Source organism: Mucilaginibacter sp., assembly GCF_025362475.1.
Lineage (GTDB): Bacteria > Bacteroidota > Bacteroidia > Sphingobacteriales > Sphingobacteriaceae > Mucilaginibacter.
Window position 1 is genome coordinate 115,344 of sequence record NZ_JANYGH010000065.1, and the last position, 25,649, is coordinate 140,992.

At 40.8% G+C, this 25,649-nt stretch carries 17 protein-coding genes; 10 read left to right on the forward strand and 7 right to left on the reverse strand.

Translation table 11 applies throughout. The features are described 5' to 3' along the window. The first annotated feature begins 11 nt into the window (after positions 1-11). From Q0R88_RS22490 to Q0R88_RS22500, 3 genes are all read left to right on the forward strand, one after another. On the forward strand, positions 12-1,547 hold the full coding sequence (locus Q0R88_RS22490) for a RagB/SusD family nutrient uptake outer membrane protein (RefSeq protein WP_295720667.1): 1,536 nt from the start codon (positions 12-14) through the stop codon (positions 1,545-1,547). A gap of 683 nt (positions 1,548-2,230) precedes the next feature. Next, the gene (locus tag Q0R88_RS22495) at positions 2,231-5,458 is read left to right on the forward strand and encodes a SusC/RagA family TonB-linked outer membrane protein (protein WP_295720668.1); all 3,228 of its coding nucleotides are present in this window, start codon (positions 2,231-2,233) and stop codon (positions 5,456-5,458) included. A gap of 21 nt (positions 5,459-5,479) precedes the next feature. Next, the gene (locus Q0R88_RS22500) at positions 5,480-7,138 is read left to right on the forward strand and encodes a RagB/SusD family nutrient uptake outer membrane protein (RefSeq protein WP_295720669.1); all 1,659 of its coding nucleotides are present in this window, start codon (positions 5,480-5,482) and stop codon (positions 7,136-7,138) included. Between the two features lie 107 nt (positions 7,139-7,245). On the opposite strand, the gene dapF is transcribed toward Q0R88_RS22500, so the two are convergent. Next, positions 7,246-8,031 (reverse strand): diaminopimelate epimerase, encoded by a 786-nt coding sequence (gene dapF, locus Q0R88_RS22505; protein WP_295720670.1) that lies wholly within the window; start codon positions 8,029-8,031, stop codon positions 7,246-7,248. Between the two features lie 190 nt (positions 8,032-8,221). On the opposite strand from dapF, the gene Q0R88_RS22510 reads away from it, so the two are divergent. Together Q0R88_RS22510 and Q0R88_RS22515 are read left to right on the forward strand one after the other, a co-directional pair. Further along, positions 8,222-9,766 carry a Do family serine endopeptidase gene (locus Q0R88_RS22510; protein ID WP_295720671.1) on the forward strand — a complete coding sequence of 515 codons (1,545 nt, stop codon included), beginning with the start codon at positions 8,222-8,224 and terminating at the stop codon, positions 9,764-9,766. Positions 9,767-10,081: 315 nt separating this feature from the next. Beyond that, a complete protein-coding gene (locus Q0R88_RS22515) occupies positions 10,082-10,483 on the forward strand; it encodes a hypothetical protein (protein WP_295720672.1) in 402 nt (133 codons plus the stop codon). Between the two features lie 168 nt (positions 10,484-10,651). On the opposite strand, the gene Q0R88_RS22520 is transcribed toward Q0R88_RS22515, so the two are convergent. The 3 genes from Q0R88_RS22520 to ileS are packed head-to-tail and all read right to left on the reverse strand — an operon-like array spanning position 10,652 to position 15,247. Next, positions 10,652-11,257, reverse strand: a complete 606-nt coding sequence (locus tag Q0R88_RS22520; protein WP_295720673.1) for a lipoprotein signal peptidase — start codon at positions 11,255-11,257, stop codon at positions 10,652-10,654. Continuing rightward, complete coding sequence (locus Q0R88_RS22525) at positions 11,258-11,641, reverse strand: TraR/DksA C4-type zinc finger protein (RefSeq protein WP_184547488.1); 384 nt, start codon at positions 11,639-11,641, stop codon at positions 11,258-11,260. It abuts the gene before it with no gap. Beyond that, positions 11,642-15,247, reverse strand: a complete 3,606-nt coding sequence (gene ileS / locus Q0R88_RS22530) for an isoleucine--tRNA ligase (RefSeq protein WP_295720674.1) — start codon at positions 15,245-15,247, stop codon at positions 11,642-11,644. An 83-nt stretch (positions 15,248-15,330) separates the two neighbouring features. Here ileS and Q0R88_RS22535 point away from each other — a divergent pair, with 83 nt between their 5' ends. Further along, on the forward strand, positions 15,331-15,531 hold the full coding sequence (locus Q0R88_RS22535) for a hypothetical protein (RefSeq protein ID WP_295720675.1): 201 nt from the start codon (positions 15,331-15,333) through the stop codon (positions 15,529-15,531). A 133-nt stretch (positions 15,532-15,664) separates the two neighbouring features. Here the strand turns inward: Q0R88_RS22535 and Q0R88_RS22540 are convergent, their stop codons facing one another. Together Q0R88_RS22540 and Q0R88_RS22545 are read right to left on the reverse strand one after the other, a co-directional pair. Next, positions 15,665-16,441 (reverse strand): SDR family oxidoreductase, encoded by a 777-nt coding sequence (locus Q0R88_RS22540; protein ID WP_295720676.1) that lies wholly within the window; start codon positions 16,439-16,441, stop codon positions 15,665-15,667. 124 nt (positions 16,442-16,565) lie between these two features. Beyond that, positions 16,566-18,899 (reverse strand): MMPL family transporter, encoded by a 2,334-nt coding sequence (locus tag Q0R88_RS22545; protein WP_295720677.1) that lies wholly within the window; start codon positions 18,897-18,899, stop codon positions 16,566-16,568. A gap of 149 nt (positions 18,900-19,048) precedes the next feature. Here Q0R88_RS22545 and Q0R88_RS22550 point away from each other — a divergent pair, with 149 nt between their 5' ends. The 4 genes from Q0R88_RS22550 (at position 19,049) to Q0R88_RS22565 (ending at position 24,812) form a co-directional block, all read left to right on the forward strand. Beyond that, positions 19,049-19,417, forward strand: a complete 369-nt coding sequence (locus Q0R88_RS22550; RefSeq protein ID WP_295720678.1) for a diacylglycerol kinase family protein — start codon at positions 19,049-19,051, stop codon at positions 19,415-19,417. Beyond that, entirely contained in the window at positions 19,407-20,132 is a 726-nt protein-coding gene (recO, locus tag Q0R88_RS22555) for a DNA repair protein RecO (protein ID WP_295720679.1), read from the forward strand. The genes Q0R88_RS22550 and recO overlap by 11 nt, the downstream gene beginning before the upstream one ends. 60 nt (positions 20,133-20,192) lie before the next feature. Further along, a complete protein-coding gene (locus Q0R88_RS22560) occupies positions 20,193-21,032 on the forward strand; it encodes a hypothetical protein (protein ID WP_295720680.1) in 840 nt (279 codons plus the stop codon). 633 nt (positions 21,033-21,665) lie between these two features. After that, on the forward strand, positions 21,666-24,812 hold the full coding sequence (locus tag Q0R88_RS22565; RefSeq protein ID WP_295720681.1) for a GH92 family glycosyl hydrolase: 3,147 nt from the start codon (positions 21,666-21,668) through the stop codon (positions 24,810-24,812). Positions 24,813-24,920: 108 nt separating this feature from the next. Here Q0R88_RS22565 and pgl read toward each other — a convergent pair whose 3' ends face one another. Further along, entirely contained in the window at positions 24,921-25,649 is a 729-nt protein-coding gene (gene pgl, locus Q0R88_RS22570) for a 6-phosphogluconolactonase (protein WP_295720682.1), read from the reverse strand.

The window sequence follows — 25,649 nt, forward strand, 5'->3', positions numbered from 1 at the left end:
AGAATATAGAGATGAAGAAAAAATTAATAGCCATCATTTGCCTTGCAGCATTTGTAGCCATAAGCCCGGCATGTAAAAAAGATTTTTTGGATCAAAACAATCCAAATGCCGTTACCGTCGATGACAATTTTAAATCGCCCAATGATATATTATTAGCAGTAAATGGTATTTACCAATCATTACGCAGTGGTAATAATATTGGCGAAAGCAGCGACCTGTGGACAGATCAGCGCTCTGACGATACCGGAACAAACGATAACCAGTCAAACGCCGGCGAGCCGTTCCAGTTCAATAATTTCTCGCTGATTGCAAGTAACACTTATTTAAAAAGCCACTGGGTATCTTTATATGCAACTGTTACCCGTGCCAACGTGGTATTATCGCATATTGATGCCGTATCTTTTACAGATCCTAATTTGAAATTACAGTATACCGCCGAAGCTAAATTTTTACGCGCGATGATGTATTTTCACCTGGTTCGCCTTTGGGGCGATGTGCCATTGGTGACCAAACAATTGGCATCTACAGAAGTTGCAGCAGCAACTTTCCGCGAAAAACAGGCTACCGTATATGCACAGATTGTAAAAGATTTAACCGATGTAATAAACAACAGTCCGTTGCCTAACCTGCAAAGCGGTGCCAATATTGGCAGGGTATCAAAAGCAGCAGCCAATGTATTGCTGGGCCAGGTGTACTTAACAATGGCTACTACGTTAGATCAGGCTAACCGCCAAACTAACCTTACCAATGCCAAAACATACCTGATGAACGCCTACAACATGCGCACATTTGGCGAACTAAAGAGCATTCCTTATACCGATGTTTTTGATGTAACTAAAAAATCAACCTGCCCGGAGCTGATCTTCCAGATTGTAAACAAACAGGGCGATATCAGCTATAGTTCATCAATAGCGGCTAACAACCAGGCCAAAGGCGAAACTATCAATTCGCAAAAAGCCTCATCGGGAGCAGGATATAATGTTACACATGATTTAATCAACGAGTACGAAACCGGCGATCCGCGGAAAGACTTTTCGGTTAAATATGCAAATGATCCTATAGTTAAAGACTGGTTTGTAACTAAATTCAGGGATGCAAGTGATGCAGCTGGCAAATTAGGTTACGGCGGTAACGATTGGGTATTGATGAGATATGCAGATGTTATACTAATGCTGGCCGAAGTTAATAATGACCTTGGCGACAATGCAACAGCTATCCAGTTTTTAGATATGGTACGTGCAAGGGCAGGAGTACCTGCTTATGCTGTAGCCATGACCAATAGCGCCTACAGCACCAGCTTCCCAACACTTAAACTGGCTATTTTGCATGAACGCCGTGTTGAGCTGGCATTTGAGCACCACCGCTGGTTTGATTTGCTGAGAGCTTTTACCACCGATGAGCTGGTAACCTATTTCAAAAGCAAAGCCCAGGCTAACTTTGGCTCGGCTTTGTTATCAAACTTTAGTACCAAGGATCGCTACTATCCTATACCGTTTGATGAAGTTAAGCTTGACCCATTAAAAATGTACCAAAATCCGGGTTATTAACCCTTTGCCACAAAATACCCCTATTAATTTAAAGGAGCAGGTTGCTAAAATACCGGCCGCAACTCCAAATACCAAAAGCCTCTTAGATAATTTCTAAGGGGCTTTGTTTGTATTAATGCCCACCACTATAGTTACATCAATGAACCGTTAGGCAAAATGCCGAAATGAGTTTAGCAGATAACTATTACTCAAACCAACTCAGGTGCAGCTTTATTGTTGATAAAAACACTTAAAGGCAAATTATCCCTATCAATTTCATTCAATTCTATATAAAAAACTTGCTTGAACTACATTTTACGTCAAAAAAAACAGAGATAAAAAATGTATAATTTTAAATAAAACCAATTTCCTGCGATTAAAAAAACAATAAATAGCAATAATTTTATATTAATTATATAAATATTAAATTTTCATTAACAAAAACCGTCCAAAAGTTTAAAAAATCTCTTTTTGGTAATTTTTTTTTAAATATTGTCTCAATAGTTAAGCTTTTTTTTAGCTAAATCGATTACATAATTAAATTTCTCAAATTATATCGGGCATATTATTACAATAATTACAAAATCAATTTCAATATAAGCGGCTTTTTGCTATAATACTAAAAATCAGCTATTAGTTAATATTTTGAGTGTTACGATATATCTTGTAATTGCACAAATTATTAACTAATAACTGATTTAAGTATGAAAAAAAGTTTTCTCAAAAACTTAATGGGAATCCTATTGGCATTATTTTGCCAATATGCCTACGCCCAAAATCGAACAATCACAGGTACCGTAACAAGTAAAGATGATGGCTTGCCCATACCCGGGGTAAGTGTTACCGTGAAAGGCACACGGACAGGCACACAAACATCCGGAGTTGGTAAGTTTTCCTTAACTGTACCCCCAACAGGCAGTACACTGGTTTTCACCTTTATTGGATTTGCAAAAACAGAGGTGCCTATTGGCAGCGGCAATGTTGTTAATATTGCCCTGGCCAATGACTACAAACAATTAAATGAAGTGGTAGTGACAGGATCGGGAGTAGCAACAAGCAAGGCCAGGCTGGGAATTGCTGTTGAAGCCATCTCCGGAAAAAACTTACCCCCCTCCCCGCAAGCTTCCATTGAGCAAGCCCTCGTGGGGAAAATTGCCGGTGCGCAGATCTCGTCTGTAGATGGTACACCAGGAGCCCGTACTAATATTGTTCTTCGCGGTATCAATACTATACAAGGCGGTACTTCACCAATGATTTTGATAGACGGTATTGAATCCAGATCTACCGATATCAGCTTACTTGATCAATCAACTGTTGATCATATCGAAGTTGTACAGGGTGCAGCAGCATCAACCATATATGGTGCCCAGGGTGCAAATGGCGTAATCCAGATCTTTACCAAAAAGGGGGCTTTAGGAAAAGTTAAGATTGATTTATCGAGCAGTGTTGCTGCAGGTAGTTACATCAATAACGGCAATATACACCAGGCTAAGCTAAGCAGTTTTAAAACTGATGCTAACGGGAATTTTATAGATGGTAGCGGAAATATAATTAAACTGGATGAAGATGGCACTTACCCCGGCATAACATGGGCTTATCCATCGGGCAACGGAAATCCAACAGCAATGTCAAATCCATTAAATACTGCACATCAGCAATATGGCACCAATCTTAAATATTATGATCACCTTCAACAATTATTCCGCACGGCCTACACACGGAACAATAGTGTAGCAGTATCCGGCGGATCGGAAAAAAGTGATTACGCGCTAACCCTATCCAACAATCACCAGGAAAGTAATATTGTCAGGAATGGATATAATGACAGGACCAATTTAACATCAAATATTGGTACCGAATTTAAAGGATTTACAATCAGATCAATTACACAATTAATATATACAAAAAACACACTTAACCCCTCATTTGGCTCTGGTGGAAACGCAATATTTAATGCTCTTAATTCCTCGCCTTTTTATGATTTCAATCAAAAATTACCTGATGGAAATTACCCTTTTTCATTAAATTCAGGCACAGTGAGCGTTAACGGAAGCAATCCTTTTTATAATTTACAATACGCAAGCAAAAAGGATAACAGAATAGATATTATTGAAAACATACAGGCCGATTACAAGATCAATAAGTTTATTGAACTGAGTGCAAAATATGGCATAAACAACACACACCAGGATATAAATTATATTTATCAAAACCAATCAGGAAACGCTAACTCTAATGATACAGAAAGCTGGGTTTCATTAAACAATAATGCTGATAATACCGGCGAGGTTGATAAGCAAAGTAATAACACAACCTTTCAGAACTTTAACGGATCGGCCACTATCAGAACTGACTTTGAGAAGGATTTCCACTTAAACATTCCTATAACAACCAGCACTTTATTACAGTATGACTATAGGAAAAACCATCTTAATCAGTTTCTTGCTTACGGATATAGTTTGCCAAGTTACCCGATATACAACTTCCAGCAAACCCAAACACAGCAGGTACTCCAGGATTACACAGAGCCTTTTGTAACTTATGGCTACGTTGTTAACCAAAAAATTGATATTGGAGAATATGGTGGCATCGGTGGAGGTTTCAGGAGTGATTATTCGTCTGCATTTGGCCAGGGCTCAAAGCCCTTTACCTTTCCAAATGCAAATGCCTATTTTAGACCATCGTCATTTGATTTCTGGAGAAACAGTAGCCTGGGCAATCGCATTCCGGAGTTTAAATTAAGGGCGGCATATGGCAAAGCAGGTATACAGCCAGGCGCATTTGACAGATATCCTACATTAGATCCCAAAAACGTTGGCAACGCGTTAACATTTGCTCTGCTAAATGCTCAAAAAAACCCCAATTTGAATGTTGAGGTATCACGGGAGTTTGAAGCCGGTACCGATATTGGAATTAAAGGCTTTGACGGGAATTGGCTAAGCGATATTAATTTAAGCGTAACTTATTGGAATCGTAAAGGCACCAATATAATTTACGATGTTAGTGTTGCACCATCAACAGGCCCTCTTACATTAAAGACCAACGCCATTGATATGTCATCAAATGGGATCCAGGCATCCATAAATATCAATGTGTTGAAAGCAAAAGACTTTAACTGGAATGTAACTACCAATTTCAGTCACCAAACATCAAAAATTGATAAAATAAACGGCCCGCCAATTATCCTGACATCCGCAGCTGGCAGTACCCAGGAGGTTTTGATTGCCGGGGCAAAAATTGGCCAGATATACGGCTATAAAGCACTAACAAGCCTTGACCAGAAAAACCAGGAGGGTATTGCTTATATCCAGCCTGCAGATTATAACCAATATGAAATAGTAGATGGCAGAGTAGTAAACAAAACAACCAAAGGTATTCAATTTACAAACGAGGTTTACGCATTAGGCGATCCAAACCCTAAGTTCAATATGTCATTTATCAATAGCTTTAATTATAAAAATCTTTCATTCAATTTTCAATTCGACTGGGTTCATGGAAGTCATTTGTATAACCAAACCAAAGAATGGATGTATCGTGATGGTATAAGCAGTGATTATGATAAACCGGTAACCATTAATGGCCAAACAGCAGCCTATACAGCATATTACCGAAGCATATATGCCGATTATTTTGGAGCAAGAAACGGCCCGGCCCGAAATGGAACTAAAGACTATTTTTATGAAGACGCCTCTTTTGTCAGATTAAGGAATCTTTCTGTAGGGTATGATTTTACCTCGTTAATAGCTAATAAAGTCTTCAGACGAGTGGTATTAACGTTTGCAGCTCGCAATATTTTAACATTTACCAAATACACCGGATTTGATCCTGAAATAAGTTCGGGTACTTCAAATTCATCATTTGATAGGGGAGTAGACCATGACTCAACTCCTAATAATAAATCATATCAATTAGGATTAAGCCTTGGGTTTTAATTGACTTATTAAATTAAAAACATGAAAAAATATAAATATTTATCAATTTATTTTGCAGCGGTTACCCTACTAAGCGTATCATCCTGCAAAAAGGAGCTTGACGTAAAAAACCCCAATTCACCAACAATAGAGCAGGCAAAGGATGAACCGGGAATTATTTCACTATCAACCGCGGCTGTTTACATAAACGGTTTTAATGGAAATAACCCTTCCATCATTGCTAACCAAAATTGGTTAGGCGATAGTTACTTTTCATTAGGCATTGGCTTCCATGAACTATTAGGTGATAATATATCGGCCGAAGCATCCAATCAAAACATCAATGTGGTTAACCTGCCAGATTATGTAATACTTGATAACGGGAGTAAGATTACGAATACATCTCCTTCAAAAAGTGTAATAAGGATAAGTAACGCGCGTGATAAAAAGCCCGCCAATATGTTTTATTATGAGTGGGCCTATATGTATTCGTTAAATAATGCCTGTAACCAGGTATTAGCTTTAGTTGATGCGATAAAATTTACCGGTGATGCTGAAACAAAAAAAAATACCATAAAAGCCTGGGCTTATTGGTGGAAAGGGTTCGCATATTCAAAAATAGGATCAATTTATTATGCAGGCATCATTAATAACACTGTTGGTGTTGGCAATACATCTTCCCTGGTATCAACGTATGTTACAAGTGCAGCCATGATAGCAGAGGCAAATAAAAACTTTGATCAGGCAAGCACTTTATTAAGTGCAATTACCAGTATATCAGACTATAGTACCGTTTTAGGTAAATTATTGCCAAGCTTTGTGCAAACAGGTAAAGGCGGTGTGCTTACTACGGCTATGTGGATTCGGAATATTAATACCATGAAAGCGCGTAATTTACTCGCAAACAAAAGATTAAGCCAAATGACAAGTACCGATTGGAACGCCGTTTTAACATTGGTAAATGCAGGAATTAAGTCAGATGATTTTGTTTTCACAGGCCGCACAACAGCCACAAATGGATTTTTCTCGGCCAGCGGAGGCTCTGTTGCAGCCATGTCAACCGGCTTACCTAAATCAACTTCTTTTAAAATAAGTGAACGATTAATTCAGGAATATAAAACAGGAGATAAGAGGCTGGCAACCAATTTCGCCGTTAATCAGTACACAAACCAGGTAGGTGGATTTACCTTTAGTACCAGGTGGCAATTATTGGATGCCAATGGCGTGAATAAAGGCGACGTAGCAGTTCTCAGCGATAAAACCCCAGGTAACTATGAGTTATATATAGCTGGGAGCTACGAAGAGAATGAGCTTATGAAAGCCGAAGCTTTAATAAACACAGGTAGCATACCTGCAGGTTTATTGAGTATAAATAATGTTAGAACTTACCAGGGAGCCGGGTTGGCTGCCTTAAGCGGGGCATTAAGCTTAACTGATGCAAAAGAAGAATTGCGAAGAGAGCGAAGGGTCGCATTAGTATTTAGGGGTCTTGCTTTTTATGACGCAAGGCGATGGGGGATTATAGATGATGTAACCAAAGGCGGCGGACGTACTAATGCTGTTGTCCTTGGATCGGATGGTGTTTTGAGCACCCATGCAACAATTAATTACAACTTTCTTGATTACTGGGATGTACCCGCAGATGAATATGTTATCAATCCGCCCGCTGCGGGGAGTGCGCCAATTAAAAACCCTAATTGATTTGTATCGTTCTTTATATAATATCAGTTAATATTTACTATTAAGGCCGTGCAGACAAATGCACGGCCTTTTATAATTATTAAAAATTGATGTGTTTTTAATTGCACTTATATCTCCACCACCCCATCAAACACCTGCACTGCCGGCCCTTCTAAAAATATATCGGTAAATACTTTGCCATCGTAATTAAAACGGATATTGAGGTTGCCGCCTAATACTTTTATCGGCGTATCAATATGACCGATAAGCTGGTTATGGCTGGCCATGGCCAAAGCTACCGCAGTTACCCCGGTACCGCAGGCAAAGGTTTCGTCTTCTACACCGCGTTCAAAAGTGCGCACAAAGTATCCGTCGTCAATCGGTTCAACAAAGTTTACGTTGATTCCTTTTTTGCGGTAGGTAGCATTATTACGGATAGCCTTGCCTTCGTGAAAAACATCCCGGTGCTCCAGGTCTTCAACCAGTTTTACATAGTGGGGAGATCCCGTATCAAGTACATAGGCATCCAAGTCAGTCTTTAGCTCCTTTACATCAATCATTTGCAGGCTCACCCAGTCGCCCTCGTCTGTAATTTTGGCATTATGCGGACCATCTACCGCCAAAAATTCCGTTTCGTTTTTAATGATGCCTAAAAATTTGGCAAAGGCTACAATGCACCTTCCGCCGTTGCCGCACATACTGCTGGGCTGGCCATCGGCATTGTAATACACCATTTCAAAATCAAAACCCTCTTTATTTTGAAGGAACATCATGCCATCCCCGCCAACGCCAAAACGCCTGTCGCAAAGGCGCACAATCAACCTTGGATTGCTGTGGTCAACCGCATTTTCGCGGTTATCTACCAATATAAAATCATTACCTGCGCCCTGGTATTTAAAAAATCGTATCTTCACAATAACATCATTTAATATCAGCTACTTAGCTTAATCCTAACCTTTGTGACAAGCAATACCGCTAAGTAAAAACAATTTAACAAATTTTAACAAAAAACCTGATAACTAATCATTGATTATGTAGTCTATATGGTATTAATTTTGATCTGTTAAATTTAATTCACATAAACAAAGAAAGGCAAATATAAAGATGAAAAAGATTGGTTTAACATTATTAACCGCTTTTGTAGGAGGAGCCCTGGCTTTAGGTGCATACAAAGTTATCGAAAGTAAATATGCGGATAACCTAAGCTTTGAGGACAAACAAAAAGTTTACTTTACCAGTAATCCATCGGCCCCGGTAGTATCATCAACCGGTTCTCTTGATTTTACGGAAGCAGCCGCGGCGGTAACCCCGGCGGTTGTTTACATTCGTACAACGTACAGCAGCCAGGCAGAAGGTGACAGCAAGAAGGACCAGCTGGAGCAGATGTTTGGTGATATGTTTGGTCAGCGTATGCGTCCGCAAGGGCCGCAAATGGCCTCGGGTTCCGGTGTTATCATCTCAACAGATGGCTACATTGTAACCAACAATCACGTTGTTGATAAAGCAGATAAAATTACGGTAGCAACAAATGATCACCGCACCTTCCAGGCTAAAGTGATAGGCACCGATCCGAGTACCGACCTGGCCCTAATCAAAATCAGCGCTACAAATTTGCCTATTGTTAAATTAGGCAACTCCGACGATTCCCGCGTAGGGGAGTGGGTTTTGGCAGTTGGTAACCCTTTTAACCTTACATCAACCGTTACAGCGGGCATTATAAGCGCCAAGGGCCGCAATATTGGTATCATTGGCAGCGAGGACAACCAGGACGAAAGCGGCCCGTTTGGCCGTAACCGCAATCAGTCAGCCGCACCAAAGCTTAACAAGGCTATTGAATCATTCATCCAAACTGATGCCGCCATTAACCCCGGCAACAGCGGTGGTGCCCTTGTAAATACAAAAGGCGAGCTGATAGGCATCAATGCCGCTATCGCTTCGCACACCGGCTCATATGAAGGCTATGGCTTTGCTATCCCGGTTAATCTTGCCAAAAAAGTATTGAACGATATTAAAAAGTTTGGTTCGGTAAAACGTGGATTTGTTGGCGTAAGCTTTACCGAGCTTAATGCGGATGTAGCGCAAAAACTAAACATCAACAACACAACCGGCTTATATGTTAATGAACTGGTTGATGGCGGCGGCGCGCAGCAAGCGGGCATTCAAAAAGGTGACATCATTGAAAAAGTAGAAGGTACACCTGTTTATGAATCATCAGACCTACAGGAACATGTTGGCCGCATGCAACCCGGAGATAAAATAAACCTTACTGTGCTTCGCGATGGAAAAGAAAAGAACTTTGCGGTAACGCTTAAGGCAGATGCAAGTCCAACTATTCGTACGGCGGCTGTTTCCAAGTCGGCAGAGGAATTGTTTAACAAACTGGGTGCGAGTTTCCAACCCTTAACTCCGGCGCAGAAAGCTAAATTCCATGTAAACTCCGGAGTTCAGGTAACCCAGGTTCGCGAAGGCAGAGTGTTTGATAGCTTTGAAATCCCTGTTGGTTCCATTATTACCAGCATCAATAAATCGCCTATCAACAGCGTAGCCGATATTGATAAAGTAATCACCAACCTGCGTAATGGTAACCTGGTTATATCCGGCTACTATCCTGATGGTACAAACTTTAACAATATGTTCCAGGTGCAGTAAGCTGCCACACGTACAGATTTTAGATAAATACAAAAAAACCCGGCGATTGGCCGGGTTTTTTTGTTTAAGAATAACAGGTTATTTCAACAACGATTACATATAAACTAAATCAATAATAAATAATGCTTTTTAAGCAACCAAAATTAAATCCATCCGTAATAAGATTTCCTAAAAGATTACAACTAACGATTAAGCTATGAATTATAGAAGAAATTTATTTAGCCAGTAAATTTGCGGTGAACGGAATATTTTCAGTTCATGCCCTCCCCCAAATCTCTCTTCTCAAAACAAGAAATATAAAAAAATAAAACTAATATGAATTTCGTCGTCATTTTAATTGCCTCGTCGATCCTATCATTTTTTTTAATCGGAAAAAGAAAGAAAAACTACCCAATCAAAGCAGAGTCAACAGAGCTTGATTATTTATATTCATACAGACATGCTTTATTGAAAATACGGCAAATAGAATCTGAACTTGAAGACATTTTTGTTTCTATGGATTATTATAATACAAATACAGGTCGTCTATTTAGCCCGATAGAAATAGTATCTATAAAACATGAAATAGAGCAAAACCTAAAACAATTTATAGCAGACTATGAACAGGGGGAGGTGCCCTTATTTGACTTTCATGTACAATTAGATAGCCTTCTTAAACAATTAGATGTTTTAGCTTTCAAGCTATCGGTAAAAAAAGAGCTAACCTCGATGATATAACGAGGCCTTCTCTTGTGCGACGATCTGTGAGGACACAGATCGTGAATGAAGAAGGAAAGAGCGATTATATCCCCAACCTGTGTCCCCACAGGCTGCAACTTCACCGGAACACCCATATAACCAAAAAAGCCGCTTAACGCGGCTTCTTTCAGTTATTATATCGTTTTTTTACTCTTCAACCATTTCACTATTCGGGCTGCTTACTTCCGGCACTTCGTGTTTAAAGTAACGTTTCTGATATAGCAATATCATGATTACTCCCACACAAATAGCCGAATCGGCAAGGTTAAATACCGGCCTGAAAAACTCAAAGGGCTCATTTGCCCATAACGGGAACCAGGATGGATAAGTGCCTTTTAACAATGGAAAGTAAAACATATCAACCACGCGCCCGTGAAATAAGGGAGCGTACTTGTACATAATACCGTAAAACGTTGAATCGATAATATTACCTACCGCTCCGGCTAAAATGAGCGATACGTTCATGATGAGCCCACGGTGGTATTTATGTTTTATAAGATATACAAGACTGTAAACAATACCGCAAACTGCAAAAATACGAAACAACGTTAAAGCCAGCTTACCTGCATCGCCACCCCATTCCATTCCGAAGGCCATGCCATTGTTTTCGGTATAGTGCAGCATGCCTCGGTTACCCAAAAAGCGAATCTCTTCACCCATGTACATGTGCCCTCTTACCCAGGTCTTAATGATCTGGTCGGCAAGAATAATAAATGCAGCAGTTAAAAAAGGTTTAGTGTAAGCTGCCTTCATTTATTGCTTCAATTTTGCTTCCATAGTCATGGTGGTATGCGGAACGGCACGTAAACGTTCTTTCGGAATCAGCTTGCCGGTTTCGCGGCAAATACCGTAAGTTTTGTTTTCAATACGCACCAAAGCAGCTTCCAGCTGATCAATGAATTTTTTCTGGCGGGCAGCTAACTGGTTAATTTGTTCTTTTTCCAGTGTGGCCGAGCCATCTTCCAGTGTTTTGTAAGTTCCTGCTGTGTCATCAGTTCCGTTCGCGTTAGGCGAGCTTAATGAAGTTGCAAGAGAGTTCAATTCTTCTTTAGCAATACGCAGTTTATCCAGGATCAGTGCTTTAAATTCCTGCAGGTCTGACTCAGAATATCTGGTTTTTTCGTTTTCTACTTTCATTTATATTTTACTAATAACAATCAAAATTTCATTTTCATCAATGGTGACTAAATCACCTTCATTTAACTCACTATCAAGCACTATGCCCGCCGCCAAAACTTCGGCGCAAATATAGGATAAATTGTTTTTCACCGCTTCGCCAATATAAGGGTGATCGCTAATGCTTACATTTATCTTATCGGTTACTTCTAATCCTTTTTCTTTACGTAAGTTTTGAATCCGGTTAATTAACTCTCGTGCTATACCCTCCTGTTTTAATTCGTTGGTTATGGTAACATCTAAAGCCACGGTTAGTTTGCCCATATTTGCAACTTGCCATCCTGGTACATCCTCCGCAATGATATCTACATCAGTATCAACGATTAAATATTTATTATCAAGTACTCCAATGCTTCCATTTGCATCTAACTCAGCAATATCCTCCTGCGTAAAGTTGCTGATGGCTTCTGCAACGGCTTTCATGTCCTTACCTACTTTTTGTCCCAGGGCCTTAAAATTAGGTTTTATCTTCTTTTTAATGAAGCCTGCCGTGTCGGTAATGTACTCAATATCTTTGATGTTTGTTTCAGATAATATCAGTTCTTTTACCTGCTCTACATGCACCTTAAAATCTTTATCCAATATAGGTAAAAGTATTTTACTTAATGGCTGGCGTACATTGATACCTATTTTTTTACGTAATGATAACACCAGTGATGATACATCCTGAGCCAGTTTCATACGTTCTTCCAGATCGGTATCAACAAGCTCCTTATGGTAGGTTGGGAAATAAGCCAGGTGAACTGATTCAAATTCTTCTTTACCGGTAACGCCGTTAAGGTCATTATATAATCGATCGGCAAAGAAGGGCGCTATAGGCGACATTAATTTGCTAATGGTAATTAAACATGTATATAACGTTTGATAAGCCGATAACTTATCATCCGAGTTGTCAGACCTCCAGAAACGGCGGCGACTTAAGCGGATAAACCAATTGCTGAAATGCGCATCCACAAATTCCTGTATGGCGCGGGCAGCTTTGGTTGGTTCAAAATCGGCATAAAAACCATCAACCTCCAGGGTAAGGGTGTTTAGTAACGATATTATCCAGCGGTCAATCTCCGGGCGTTTGCTTATTTCAATTTCTGCTTCGCTGTAGCTAAATTTATCAATATTGGCGTAAAGCACAAAAAACGAATAGGTATTGTAAAGCGTGCCAAAAAACTTACGCCTCACTTCATCTATCCCTTCGGTATTAAACTTCAGGTTATCCCATGGCGATGCATTGCTGATCATGTACCAGCGCGGGGCATCGGCGCCAAATTGTTCAATAGTTTCAAACGGATCAACGCCATTGCCCAGGCGTTTAGACATTTTATTGCCGTTTTTATCCAGCACTAAACCGTTCGAGATTACGTTTTTAAAGGCGACGCCGCCATTACCAACTTCTTCGTTCACCGCTTTTACTTCATCGCTGCACTCGCTTAGCATTACGGCTATAGCATGCAGGGTGAAAAACCAGCCACGGGTTTGGTCAACACCTTCGGCAATAAAATCTGCCGGGTAGGCATTTTTAAATTCTTCTTTATTTTCAAACGGGAAATGCCATTGTGCATAAGGCATTGCGCCGCTGTCAAACCAAACGTCGATTAGATCTGGCTCACGAACATAATATTGGAGCACTCCATCATATTCTTTTGATAATATTATATTATCAACGTAAGGACGATGAAGATCCATACCCATTTTCTCGTTTTTGAAGTATTCTTCTATTGTACAAGAATATTTTTTTACGAGTACATCTCTCTTAGGGCAATTTTGGATAAAATGTTTTAACTCTAAAATGCCTTTATCAATTAGCATTTTATATTCTTCTATATCTAAGTAATCTGTTTGATCAGGGTTATCGATTTCTAAAAAGGCAATTATATCTTCGACAGATTCCTTCTGGAAAAAAGCTTTTGCCTCATCAAAATAAAAATAAACCCCTTTCTCCTTAAGTTCTTCTATACTTCCAACACAAATTTCTCTTTGGAAGCCCTTGCTAAAATAATCACAACGCCAGATAGGCAGCGGAGTACCCCAGTAGCGTGAACGCGACAGGTTCCAGTCAACCAAATTTTCCAGCCAGTTACCAAAACGGCCGGTTCCGGTCGATTCTGGTTTCCAGTTGATGGTTTTGTTAAGTGCTACCATTTTATCTTTAACCGCAGTAGTACGGATAAACCAGCTATCTAAGGGATAGTATAAAATAGGCTCATCTGAACGCCAGGAGTGAGGGTAGCTGTGTTCGTATTTTTTAACGTCGAATGCTTTGTTCTCTGTTTTTAGCTTGATAGAGATCAGTACGTCGGTAGGTTTAAAATCTTTCTCCGCGCGTTCAGCATCAGAGTAATATTCTTCTTTAACGTAGTATCCTGCAAAATCAGTAACCTCGTCAACAAAACGGCCTTGCTTGTTCACCAATGGAACTTCCTTGCCATTTTCGTCTTTCACCATTACTGATGGTACGTCGTTCTCTTTACAGGCCCTAAAGTCATCCGCACCAAAAACAGATGCGGTGTGTACTATACCTGTACCATCTTCGGTAGTAACAAAATCAGCAGGAATTACACGAAAGGCGTTTTTTTCAAGATCGGCATTGGTTACGTAAGGCATTAACTGCTCATAGTGAATCCCCAGCAACTGGCTGCCTTTAAACTCCGCCAGTAATGTCCACGGAATAACTTTATCGCCGCCTTTGTAATCTTCAAAAGATGCGCTCTCGCCTTCGGCCTTAAAGTACTTTTTAACCAGGTCCTTTGCTAAAACAACGCAGATTGGCTCAAAAGTATAAGGGTTAAAAGTGTTTACTTTAACGTAAGTGATATTTTCCCCAACGGCTAAGGCGCAGTTTGATGGTAAAGTCCATGGGGTGGTTGTCCAGGCCAGTATAAATAAATCGGCAGTTACACCTTCAAATAAAAAGGCAGAATCCTGATCGCGTTTTACCTTGAACTGGGCCACAATGGTAGTATCCTTCACCATTTTATAAGTGCCGGGCTGGTTTAGCTCATGCGAGCTTAAGCCGGTACCCGATTTTGGCGAATATGGTTGTACAGTATACCCCTTGTACAAAAGGTCTTTATCATAAAGCTGTTTCAGTATCCACCAAAGGCTTTCAATGTATTCGTTTTTGTAGGTGATGTATGGATCATTCAAATCAACCCAGTAACCCATTTTTTCGGTCAGGTCGTTCCATACATCAGTATAGCGCATTACCTCCTTGCGGCAGGCATCGTTGTATTCTTTAACAGTTATTTTTTTACCAATATCATCCTTGGTTATACCCAAAGCTTTTTCAACAGCCAGCTCAATAGGCAAGCCGTGCGTATCCCAGCCACCTTTGCGTTTAACCTGGTAACCTTTAAGTGTTTTATAACGGCAAAAAATATCCTTGATGGAGCGCGCCATTACGTGGTGAATACCGGGCATACCATTTGCGCTCGGCGGCCCTTCGTAAAAAGTGTAAGGGTTATTTGCCGGGCGACTGCTGATACTTTTCTCAAAGATGTTGTTCTGTTTCCAAAACTCAAGTATCTCTTTGCCTGTCTGCGATAAGTTTAACTGCTTATATTCTTTGTACATGTATATATTCTACCGTTTATCACCTCTTTTTTAAGAGGTTGCAAAAATACAGAATTTATAAATGATTTTTTTAATTTAGAGGGGTGAAAAATAATAAAGTAAAGCGTACCATATTAATGTTACTGGTAGCTGTGATCCTGTTTTCGGCATCAATGGCTATCCCCGTGTTGCAGGGTTCAAAGTGGAAGGTGTTTATGCAGGGTGGCGCTACCGGCTTAACCATGGCAGGCATAGTGAGTATTATTACCCTGTTGATAGATTATATGAAAGAAAGCAAAGAGTAGGCTTTTTGTCTGAACCGGGATTCATCAGATTAAGGGATTGCCACGATTAAAAAAATATTTCAGGATGCGATGTAAAAAACATGCACGTCAAATCCAAAAAATCGGATAAATCCGTTTAATCCCGGTTCAGAAATTAAAAAATACTCCTGTTAGCCCCGCCATCTACCTGGATAGTAGTTCCGCTGATATAGGCCGCCTGCTCTGATGCCAGGAAAGCAACCAATGCTGCCAGCTCTTCGGGTTTACCTATCCTGCCAAGAGGAATGCTTTTGGCTTTGTCTTTTATGGCCTGCTCAGGGTCCACATCTTTGGGCATGGTATGTTTGATCCGGTCTGTAAGGATTAATCCCGGGGCTACATTGTTTACCGTGATGTTGTAAGGACCAAACTCATCGGCCATTAATTTCGCCATCCCAACAACGCCCATCCGCATACTGGTTGATAGCACCGAACTACCCAACACCGCTTTAACCGAACCACTGATGATGTTGATAATGCGTCCGCTGCCGGTTTTCTGCAGGTGAGGCAGCACCAGTTTGCTTAAACGCGCAAAACTGAGCAGGTTAAGCTCAAAAGCTTTTTGCCACTGCTCGTCGTCAAAGTTTTCAAATTTATCAAACGGGGGCCCGCCGGCATTATTAAGCAAAATATCTATCTGCCCAAATGTTGCAGCAGCTTTGGTGATGAATGCATCAATCTCATCAGCCCTGGAAACATCAACAGGTATGGCAACCACATCGTTACCGGTAAGCTGTTTTATCTCATTGGCCGTTTTGGTTAGCTCTGCCTCATCGCGCGAGCCAATGATCACTTTCGCACCTTCCGCAGATAGCGTGGTGGCAATTGCCTTGCCTAGTCCCTTACTTGCTGCAAGCACTACGGCTACTTTGTTGTTGAGTTTAAAATCCATAAAGAGCGCCTCCCTTAAATCCTCTCCGGCGGGAGAGGGTTTGATTAACAAATTTGTTGCTTTATTTTTTATGCTTCAATACCTTTTACTAACTCCCGATATCTAGAAGAGGGCTGGGGTGAGGCTATTCCTCTATATCCGGTCCCTTTAATTTATTGCGATTTGTACCTTTTTCAAGGCTTAACAAAAATGCCGGCAATAGGGTAAGGTTACTAATCATCGCTACCAACAAGGTAATTGATAACAGGATGCCCAAAGCCTGCGTACCACCAAACTTAGATACCACAAAAACACCAAAACCAAAAAACAGAACCGTTGCTATAAATATCATACTTATCCCGGTTTCGCGGATGGTATCAGATACAATTTCTGATATACTTTTGTTGCTGTTGCGCAACTCGTGGCGATAGCGGGTGATAAAGTATATCGTTTGATCGCTGGAGATGCCCATGGCTATGCTGAATATCAGGATGGTTGATGGCTTAAGCGGAATGCCAAAAAAGCCCATGATGCCTGCTGTAATTATTAATGGCACCAGGTTGGGCAATAAGGATATAGCTATCATTTTTATCCCACGGAACAAAATCCACATCACTACGGCAATTAACAAAATTGCCCAGGCAAGGCTCTCATACAAGTTGGTGAGCAGGTAATTTGTGCCTTTTATAAATATAATGCTGCTGCCGGTAAGCTCCACATGAAATTTCTTCGGGTTAAATATAGAATCGATACGCGGCTGCAGCTTAGCGAGCACTACATTCATTTTTTTTGATCCGGCATCAACCATTTCAAACGTTACGCGGGTTACCTGCCGGGTGCTATCCAAATAGGTATTAAGCGCATTGGAGCTCTTGCCCGAGTTGCCTGCGTAGTTAAGGATAAAATTTTGCTCCAGCCCATCGGGCAGGCGATAATATTCGGGGTTGCCTCCATAAAAAGCCTGGGTGCTAAACTTCAAAACCTGTATAAGAGAGATAGAGCGACTAAACTCCGGGTATGATGATATCAATTTTTCCAGCCTTTCAACCTTACGAATAACAGCCTGGTTCATTACGCCATTTTTACGTTTGGTATCAATACTTACCTCCAAAGGCAGCACACCGTTAAAATTCGATTCAAAAAACCGCAAATCTTCCAATGTATTATTGTGCCTCGGCAAATCATCAACCACATAGCCGTTAATGTTTATTTTGAAGATACCGATGGCCGATATTACAATAAGCACCAGGGTAGTTATGTAAACCGTTCGTCTTTTGTTGTGTACCAGGTGATCTAAACCAATAAGCAGTTTATTCATTGCTTTACTATCCTTAATACCCGCTGTTTCCGATTTTGGCGATGGCAAATAGCTAAAAATAATGGGCACCAGGATAAGGCTCAATGCAAAGGTTGCCATAATACTTATAGAGGCCACCAAACCAAACTGGGTTAGCAGTTCGCTGTTGGTAAAACACAATACACCAAAGCCAATTGCGGTGGTTACATTGGCTATAAAGGTTGTTATACCTGCTTTTTCGATAGCTACATTTAGCGCGCGCATCTTATTACCGCACAACGCAAATTCATGATAATACTTATTAAGGATAAATATAGTATTGGGAATGCCGATAACTACCACAAGAGGAGGGATGATACCGGTAAGTATGGTCATTTCATAGTGCATGAGCACCAGCGTACCCAAGCTCCATACTACCCCCAACACAACAATGATCACCGGAAAAATAACCGGGAAGAAGGAGCGGAAAAAGAGCAATAATATCAAGGCCGTGATTAATATCGAGAGGCTAAGGAACATGGTAAACTCATGCGCTACCAAATCGCCAACCACGGTGCGGATAAGTGGTAAACCCGAGTAATGTACCACTATGCCATGCTTCTGCTCAAAAGCCGCGCCCAGTTTTTTTATTTTATTGATGATAGGCACCCGGAATGCCGTATTGATGATTTTATCATCAAACGTAATGGCCATTAAAGTTGATTTACCATCGTTACTTAAAACCAGGCCCTTGTAAAACGGAAGATTTGCTATCTGTTGTTTTACACTATCAACCGCCTGTGTTGTTGCCAATGGCGCTGTAACCAGCGGCTTTATAACAAAACGATGTTGAGCAGTATCTTTTTGGAGGTTGTAAACATTGGCAACGGATATTACTGCTTTAACTCCCTTTACATGCTTAAGACTGTCGCCTATCTGGTACCAGTCATTAAATACATCCTTATCAAATATCTTATCAGATTTTATGCCAATAACCATAGACGAGGCATCCTGGCCAAACATCTTTTTAAATTGGTTATAACGGATATAGGCCGAATCGGTAATGGGTAGTACTTTGCCACCATTAAAGGTTATTTTTACTTTGGATGCCTGATATCCCATAAAAATACTCAGCGCCACAACGCCTATTAATACAAAGAGCCTATTTTTAAGAATGAATGAAGCCGTATTTTTCCAGAACATTATTGTAGTAGTTAAGAGCGCCGCAAAACTACGAAAATTGATCTATCTGCCGATTGAACTTATTGACTTTGTGATAATAAGCAATTTCACGGCCTTAACCACGTAAATCAGCATAAAATAAATAAGCCAATTACACGTATTTTTGATGCATGAAAAGACTGTTACGCAGTTTTGGCTTTGCGTTTAAAGGCCTAAGATATGCTACGTTAACCCAACCCAATTTCAGAATTCACCTGGCATTGGCCTTTATTGCCGTTGTTTTGGGGGCTTTGCTACAGATTTCTTTTGCCGAGTGGCAATGGATTATGCTGAGCATAGCTATTGTGCTGGTAACCGAACTTATAAATACTGGCATAGAAACCCTTACCGATCTTGTATCACCTGGATACCATGAAAAGGCTGGTCACGTGAAAGATGTGTGCGCCGCATCGGTGGTGATAGCCGCCCTATTTGCGCTCATCACCGGCATAGTTATTTTTTTACCAAAACTAATTTTATTGATTACGCATGCTGCATAAAACCAGGGGTATTGTATTTAAAGCAACAGACTACGGTGAAAGCAGCGTGATTGTACAAATCTTTACCGAGAAATTTGGCTTGCAGTCCTACATCATCAACGGCGCCAAAAAGCCCCGGGCCAAAATAGGCCGCAACATGCTGCAACCCCTGCACCTGCTTGACCTGGTGGTTTATCATAAAAATACCGGCAGTGTACAGCGCATTACCGAGCTTAAAAACGCGCCCGTACTGCAAACTATCCCTTACGATGTAATAAAAAGTTGCATCGTCATGTTTTTGAACGAAGTGCTGTATAGAGCGATAAAGCAGCAATCGGCAGAAGAAGACATTTTTGATTTTGTTTTTAACGCTATTGAATGGCTCGATCATCAAACCGGAAACGTATCCAACTTTCACCTGCTGTTTTTAACCCAGCTTACCCGTTACCTGGGTTTTTATCCCGATAGATCTTTAATTGGCCATGCCGATTACTTCGATCTGAAAAATGGAACATTTAGTAAGTATAAGCCCGATAGCCTGCAGTACCTATCGCCGCCGCATACCCAAAACTTTAGCCTGGTGCTGCAATGCAGCTTTGAGAACATAGAGCAATTAAAGCTCAATAATGATGAAAGGCGATACCTGATCCATAAATTGATGGAATATTATGCCATGCATATTGAAGGCTTTGGTAATATCCGTTCGGGAGATGTGCTGGAGGAGGTGCTATCTTAAGAGTTATTAAACGACAATTGTGCACGGAATAATTACCTTTAGACATAATCCTTATCTGCAATGAAACAATTGTTCCTTTTTATATCATTTACATGTTTTGCTTTTATTTGTAATGCTCAAAGCTATGAGCCACTGGATCTAAGCAAAAAAATATTTTCCAGGGATACTTTTCCAGAGATCAAACGCTATTCAATTGACGAATACGAAGGCCATCCCAACGGCCGGGACCTATCTAATAAGATAAAAACAAAGTTTGTTTTGTTGGACCAAAATACCTTAACCGCTGTAGTTGCCATGACTATAACAGATTCTTTAGGTAAAGGGCTTGACACTTATCTGCATTTCAAAAAGGACACTATATGGAAACTATGTGCTTTTAGAGCATTAGCAATGACGGGAATTATTGCAAAAGTAAATGATGATCTATCTGCCCTTACCGCAAAACAAATTGATAGTGTTATAGCTTCGCCATACACCAAGGCCAAGGACCATAGGTTATTTAAATCAAAAGAGGAATACCGGTATTTATTAGGAAATACAAGCTTAGTATTATCCCTCGATAGTGAATTAATTTCTCATTTTAACAAGAATAAACGGGCATTTGAAGATCTGAAAAACTCGCTTGTTAAACATGGTGTAATGACCAAATCACAGGGACTAAAAGAAATGAAGGGTGCCGAAACTTACAAAAACCGTTTAGCGTTGTTATTTATTGATAATGCCTTCCCCGATTGGGAAAGTTCAAAAAACAATTTGAATTTCCTTGTTGGCGGTATAACTGACAACTCAGTAGGTTACTTGTATATAAAGAATAAAAAAGATGTTCCTAAAATGAATCCCTCTCATTTTATAATGATCAGAGAAATAGGGAATGGGTGGTATTTATATAAAACGACTTAAAAACAGAAAACACAGATAACAATTGCCTTAATTACCCCTTTAGTTTTTATCCCCGAGGGGGCTTGTTTCATGATGTGGCGCATATTTTAACAATATTAAATGCTAAACGATGTGTTTTATCCCAAAAAAATAATGCCATTAAAAGAAAAAAGAGAAAGCCAATGGCTGCCTCTTTTTTTTAGTTGACTGACCTCATTATTTACCATAAAGAACTAATTGGTTAGATCGATAATAACAATTAATACAAATATATGCACTATAGAATTGGTAGACTAATTTTTTGATAAAAAAAAGCACTTTTTTATCAAAAAAGTGTGCTTTTTCATGAAAACCGGGTTGTTTTTAAAAAAAAGTCCTCAATTTTACTATTTACGCTACCAAAAATACCCAAAACACATGCTTTTTTAATCTGTACACATTGCTGTTTTTCGTTCGGGTTAAGCTTGTTCATAATAAGCAAGAAATATAAATCAACATCTTTCAGGCCTGAAAACAGTTAAATGTCCATACAAATAAGTTTATTGTATATACATTAATTGGAATTGTAGTTTTCGCTAATTATCTTGCGCAATATTTTACATTACAGGCATATGTTATAGTACGTTATAACATGTAGCTAATAGAAGCATGATCATGAAAAAAGTAATACTAAGTATTCTCTTGTGCGCAAAACTAATCCCTTTATCGGCCCAGCAAAAAACCATATGGGAAATAGGGAAAGCTGATGGTAACAGCCAGGGTATGGCACTGGCCCCCGCTAAATACGCTAATTTTTTGAATGACGATTTTGGCTGGGAAGACCAATATTTTTTGGTCGGCTTCTCCAAAACCGAAAAAGACTGGCCATATACTTTGCCTGGCCCCAAAGATGGCTGGGGTGGTACGGGGTCAACATCGGGCACACGTACAAATGTTCTCAATATTCTCTTTGGCATTGCCAGCTTACCTAAAAACGCCGACTGCCGCCTGGTGATTAATATTGCCGGCTATCAAAACCAATTACCACCATTGTTTAAGGTGCTTATTAATGGCAAACCTTTCAAATATCAGCTGCCCGCATCTTCAAATACCGACAATACCATTAACGGAGATTTTACTAATGCCAATCCCTATAAAATAAGTATTGCCGTAAAGCCAGGCTTGTTACATGAAGGCGGCAACGAGGTACAATTAACCACGCTTGATGGCTCATGGCTGGTTTTTGACCAGGTAAGGTTAGATGGCCCGCAAACATTAAAGCTCATCAACCCTAAAGATGTTTTTTTACGCGAGGTAAAAGCAGCCTCTTATGAGTTGAAAACCGATGGCAAACGCTACCAGCCATTGCTGGTTGATGTTCAGCACCTGAAAGGCAACCCCACAATAACGGTTAAACTTGATGGAGAGCCCGTGTTTACACAAAAGCTGGATTCGGCACGTTACCAGTTAGAGGTGCCCATGCCTGCTGTTGCTGTATCAACAAAAAGCCGCTACCAAATTTACAGCGATGGTGAAGCTATTGCAACCGGCACTGTACAACGCATGCCACGGGCGGTTATTACCCCGGCTGACTATGGCGATACCCGGATTGGTACCGCGCATTCCCGCTGGATGATAGCGCCCGGACCATGGATGCCATTTAGTATGGTAAAGTTAAGTCCCGATAATCAAAACGGGGGATGGTCTGCCGGTTATGATCCTATCTACGAAAGCATTGGCACATTTAGCCATATCCATGAGTGGACAATGGCTGGCCTGGGCATGTTCCCAACAAGCGGCCCATTAAAAACCTTTGTTGGTGATGAAACCAAACCCGGCGATGGATATAGATCAAAAATAGATAAAGCCAGCGAGGAGGCCCCGATAGGCTACTACAAAGTTCAGCTTACCGATTATAACATTAAGGCAGAGCTTACTGCAACTACACGCTGTAGTTTTATGCGCTATACTTACCCTAGGGCCACCAATGCCCGAGTAATGATAGATCTGAAAATTCCGGCTGAGTATGGCTATAATTTGAAGGATGTAACATTAAAAAAGATAAGTGATACCAGAATAGAAGGTTCAAGCAAACAATTCAGCAAAAATGTATGGTCTGGCGGTGTGAACCAGGATTATACCATCCATTTTGTAATCGAGTTTGATCGTCCGTTCAAAAAGTTTGGCACCTGGGTAAATAATACTGTAGGCGATAAAGATATTTTAAGCAGTATTGACCCTGGCAAAGCGGGTGCTTTTGTTGAGTTTGATACCAACAGCAACCAGGTGATACAGGTACGCACGGGCATATCATTGGTAAGTGTTGAAAATGCTGCGCAAAACCTGGCCACAGAAATTAGCACCCCTTTTGGCTGGAGCTTTAGTAAAGTACGCAACGCGCAGCGGGATACCTGGAACAAGCTGTTTAACCGTTTGGAGATAGGCAGCAATGATTCCCGCGAAAAAATGCGCTTTTATACCAATATGTACCGCGCGCTGGCCAGCCGTAACACCTGGAGCGATGTAAATGGCGAGTGGATAGATGCAAGCAAACGCAAACAGCAATTTAAAGACCCCAATTCACTAGCTATGGGCTGCGATGCCTTTTGGAACACCTTTTGGAACCTTAACCAATTTTGGAATTTGGTTACACCAGAGTGGTCGTCAAAATGGGTGCATTCGCAACTGGCCATGTATGATGCCAATGGCTGGCTGGCCAAAGGCCCTGCCGGCATGAACTACGTGCCCGTAATGGTTGCCGAGCATGAAATACCACTCATAGTTGGCGCATACCAAATGGGTATCCGCGATTTTGATGCACAAAAAGCTTTTGAAGCCGTATATAAAATGCAAACCACACCGGCACAAAAAGTAGGCGCAGCGGGGTTTGCTGGCAACGAAGATCTGCAGGCGTACCTTAAATATAAATATGTGCCTTATGATATCGGCCGTTTCTCCAATACGCTTGAATATGCTTATGACGATTATACGGTATCGCAATTTGCTAAATCACTGGGGAAACAAAAGGAGTATGATGAGTTTAAAGACCGGTCTGGCTATTGGAAAAACATTATAGATAAGGAAACCGGCTATGCGCGACTAAAAAAATCAGATGGGGCGTGGTTCCCTAATTTTGATCCCTTTAAATCCGGGGCTAATGAACATTATGTAGAAGGTAATTCATGGCAGCTCACCTATTTTGTACCTCAGGACGTACCGGGACTGGCCAGCGCTATAGGCACCGATAAATTTATTGACCGTTTATCATGGGGTTTTGCAGAAAGCTACAAGCTTCGCTTTAATGCCCCTGGTGATCAATACTGGGATTACCCTGTGATACAAGGAAATCAGCAAAGTATGCATTTTGCCTTCCTGTTCAACTGGGTTAAAAAGTCTTGGTTAACCCAGCGCTGGAGCCGCTCCATTGTTGATCGTTTTTACGGTTTTGGGGTATCAAACGCCTACTTAGGTGATGAAGACCAGGGGCAGATGAGCTCATGGTTTATCATGAACGCCCTGGGCTTATTCCAGATAGATGGCGGTACAGGCTCGCATCCTATATATGAAATAGGCAGCCCTATATTCCCTAAAGTGACCATCCATCTGGACGGGCAGTACGGCCGTGGCCAAAGCTTTATCATTGAGGCTGTAAATTCATCCCGCAACAATAAATACGTTCAACGGGCTACATTAAACGGCAGGGAGTTAAATTCCTTCTGGTTCCCGGCTTCCGAGCTATTAAAGGGCGGTAAGCTTGTTTTAGAAATGGGTCCAAAGGCCAATACCAGCTGGGGCTCGGCAGATATGCCGCCGGCGCAATAGCCGAAACCTAAACTTTATCACAATATTTCACAACAAAAAATCCCTTCGTTATTACAACGAAGGGATTTTTTATTACTTGAGAGTCTTAAACCATTAAATGGTTTTCATTTATTCTCCTTCCAGGTTCGCGGCGGCGGGTTCATCTAAAAACCACTCCGTTTCGCCAACAATAGAATCTATCAGCTGGGCAGGATATTCCTCAATGTTTTCTTCATCTTCCAGCACATGGTGTACGGCAATAGCTTTTCCTTCGCCATAAACCAGGAACGCTATGTAGCGGGCATCATTGATTAATGGCGCGTTAAGCGTAATCCGCCACACTTGCTGATCTTCCAGCCAAACTTCCTTTACACCTGGTGTTGTATCATGTAAAACCGGCGTATGCGGAAACAACGATGCAGTGTGTGAGTTATCACCTAAGCCTAACAATACAAGATCAAAACTCAGCTCATCCTCATCAAAAAAGGTGGAGATCATTTCCCAGTATCTTGCGGCAGCCTCTGCGGGCTCAAATGTAGTATCAACAGCGAATACATTGGCCGGGCTTATCATCAAAGGATCAAACATGGCCGTTTTTGCCATCAGGTAATTACTATCCTTATGGTTCTGCGGTACATTGCGCTCATCCCCAAAAAAGAAATAAACCTTTTCCCAATCAATCTGGTCGGCGTAGCTTGTTGAAGCCAGCAGTTCATACAGCTTTTTAGGAGAACTTCCTCCTGATAATGCTACCGTAAACTTGCCTCTGGCTGCAATTGACGCATCGGCTATTTTAACAAAATAATCTGCCAATGCTGTAAGCACCTCATCGGCAGTGTTAAAGATATTTAGATTCAT